The organism is Ligilactobacillus acidipiscis DSM 15836 (assembly GCF_001435755.1).
Taxonomy (GTDB): domain Bacteria; phylum Bacillota; class Bacilli; order Lactobacillales; family Lactobacillaceae; genus Ligilactobacillus; species Ligilactobacillus acidipiscis.
Window position 1 is genome coordinate 1 of sequence record NZ_AZFI01000198.1, and the last position, 3313, is coordinate 3313.

Annotated in this window: 2 protein-coding genes; both read right to left on the reverse strand. The window is 42.3% G+C overall.

Going from position 1 to position 3313, the window contains the following annotated elements; translation table 11 throughout:
* Window positions 1–111: 111 nt before the first annotated feature.
* Window positions 112–792: a fructose-6-phosphate aldolase gene (locus tag FC65_RS09700; RefSeq protein WP_056972516.1), complete on the reverse strand. Its 681-nt coding sequence runs from the start codon at window positions 790–792 to the stop codon at window positions 112–114.
* A gap of 18 nt (window positions 793–810) precedes the next feature.
* Complete coding sequence (locus FC65_RS09705; RefSeq protein WP_056972517.1) at window positions 811–3249, reverse strand: glycyl radical protein; 2439 nt, start codon at window positions 3247–3249, stop codon at window positions 811–813.
* Window positions 3250–3313: the final 64 nt, after the last annotated feature.

The window sequence follows — 3313 nt, forward strand, 5'->3', positions numbered from 1 at the left end:
TGCAACGAAAAGTATGAATAATTCAGGTATTCTTTTTAAATCAGAAAAATTTTGCTTCAACCTTTTTTGTAGAGAAAGAAGAGCTAATTGGATAGAAGTCTAGCTTTTCTTTTATGTTAAATCTGCAATTGTCTGGTCACCGTAAAGGGCTACCCAGTCCTTTTTAAAATCTGTCACGGCTGCTGCGATCATAGGCGCATTTAATCCAGATGCAACAACATCTGTGCCGATCGTTACAGCCTGGGCACCGTTTTTGATGGCGGCAGTTACTTGAGCTACGTTATGAAAACTGGCGGTCAAGATCTTAGTTTGGCTGACACTCATCGAAATTGCATGTGCTAACTCAGCAATAACTTGTGGAGCATCGATGTTCATGTTTAACATCCGGTTATAATAGGGTGCTAAATAATCGGCTCCTGCCGCGATGGCCAGTTCTCCTTGAAAGACTGTATAAATCGCGGTGGCGGTGATATGGACGCCCTCACGTTTTAAAATTTTCATTGCTTCAAGTCCTTGTTCGTTAGTAGGTATCTTGATATAAACTTGCTGATCGATCTCTTTTAAAACGCGGTGGGCATCTGCTATGATCTCTTCTGCTGTTTCTCCAACTGCTTGAACATGCAATGTTTTATCCGGTCCGATTATTTCTCTAACTTTACGCAAATGTTCAAAAAAGTCGACTTTGCCCTCTTTTTTAATGATCGTCGGATTAGAAGTTACCCCACTTAAATTTAACATCTTGTTATATTTTCTGATTTCATCCAAATTAACCGTATCTACTAAAATTTCCATCTCGTTTTTACTCCTTTTTTAAATGCTTTGTTCTGTTCTTTCGATGATGTCGTCTTGCGTTTCTTTAGATAAGCCGACAAAGAATGCTGAATAACCGGCAACTCGAACGATCAGATCTCTATGTTTATCAGGATGTTTCTGAGCATCGACCAGTGTTTTTTTGTCTACCACATTATATTGAACATGATACCCGTGCAAACGATTGAAGAACGTTCTTAACAGCATTACTAATTTTTCGCAATTATCTGCACTTCTTAAAAGCTGAGGCGACATTTTCTGATTGAGTAAAACTCCACCAGTGATCGACTTGGTATTTAGCTTGGAAACACTCTTAAAGACGGCTGTAGGTCCATCTGTATCCATGGAGTGTGCCGGAGAACAGCCTTCAGATAATGGGGTGCGAGCGTACCTGCCATCTGGCGTGGCAAGAGTGCTATGTCCCTGACCCACATTAGCTGAAATCGAAGAAGTCCCAGCATAGCGTGTCCCGCCGATCGGTCCTCTGCCATAACGCGTGTTTTTGTATTTAGAAATTTCATCGATGTACGGCTGGTAAGCTGCGACGATCAGTTGATCGACCTCGTCATTATCGTTACCATATTTTGGTGCATCATTGATCAACATTTGCCGGAGCTCTTCTTGGTTTGCGCCTTGGAAATTGTCTGTTAGAGCTTGCCATAATTCTTGTGGGGAGATCTTCTTTTCTTTAAAGACGAGCTTCTTGATCGCAGCTAATGAATCTGCCAAGTTAGCGATCCCGACCTGCAAGCCGCTAATAAAGTCGTAAATCGTGCCGCCTTCTTTGATCGTTTTACCTCTGCCGATACAGTCCTCTGTCAGAACTGAACATAAAATATCCGGATAGTTTTGTTCCAAAGCTAAATCACAAGTGTTTTCGATTATGACACTTTGGCGGGTGATCTCACGTAAAGATTTGTCCCAAGCAGCAAATAATTCATCATAAGAGGTCATCTCTGTGAAGTGACCATAGTTAGGTAGCAGTTGTTTGCCTGACTCAGGATCTTTTCCGCCATTCATTACGATCAAAAGTGTCCGTGGAAAGTTGATGAAGCTCATGCCGGTGCAACGATAACCCCATTTGCCAGGCACTGCCGTTTCAACACAACCGATAGCACTGTAATTATAGGCATCTTCTTTCTTGATGCCCCGTGCGATAAATGATGGAATAATGATTTCATCGTTATTGAAGGCCGGCATCCCAAGACCTTCCTTGATGACTTCAACACATTGCCGCATAAAGTGGTCACTTAACCCGTGATGGTAGCGCACAGTGAGGTTGGGCTGCGGTATATGAGCCTGCACGATGGCGTTTAAGATCAAATATGACATGCTGTTGACGGCATCTTTGCCGTCTTTAGTCTGGCCGCCGATGGTGATATTTTGATAGAGTGGACTGCCTGCCGAAAACTCGGTGTGAGCCCATGATCGTACTTTATTGATCGTTAAAGTTTTCATGCACAAGTTAGTCAGTAATTCTGTTGCTTTTGCAGCGGTGATCTGGCCATTGCTCAGGTCTTTTTCATAAAATGGGTCTAAATATTGATCCAAACGACCGTATGAAACAGAATGACCGTTAGATTCGATCTGTAAGACTAAATGGATCAGCCAAACTGATTGGATAGCTTCATAGAAGCTGTCAGCCGGCTGGTAGGGGATCTTACGCATGATACGAGCAATCTCTAATAATTCGTCGTGTCTTTGCGCGTTAGCTGCCTGCGTAGCTTCTTGTTCAGCTAGTTGGGCATATCTTTTAGCAAAATCCCGGACAGACTTGATCACGATCAGACCTGCTTGGTAGAAGTAAAGTCTCTTTTGTTGGTCGATGTCTGTTAGGTCAAGTTGGTCCATTTCTTCTTTGATCCTTTTTTCGTAGGAAACTAGGCCATATTTAATAACAGTTTCGTAATTGACCGCGATATGACCATCGCCAGAAGTAATGTTTCCGTCTGCGCCGATGATCCCTAAATCATAAAATAACTTACTTTTTTCAGGAAAGGCAGCGTATCCGCGGTCTTCCAGTGTATTATGCTGCCAAAATGGCGCGATTTTGCGTAATTCTTCTTTAGCATCATCAGTAATGTAAAAAACATCGCCTGAGCGTTTTTCAAATGTATCTAATTCGTCAATCACCCAGTTCATAGAGTATTCAGGGAAAACCGGTGCCCAGCGGTTATGCTGTGCTTGATTGCCAACAAGTAAAGTATCTTTTTCGATGAAGATCGTCATGTTATGCAAAATATGTTCAAGGACACGCGCCCACAAAATGTCGACTTGCTGATCTTGATATTTTTGATAAGCTTCTGTTGTCAGAACAGCTCTTTCTGGGTCGACGTAAGGCTTTGCACTTAAAATTTCTTCACGATAGCGGTCCATTTTAGGAGTTAATTTTCCAAAATCTCCTAATGTGTTTGTAGGTGCAACTTTTGTCATTACCATAGATATAACCTCCTAATTTAAAACAGAGCGGAGCAAGCCGGGAAAACTCGAGCACCAAGGGACT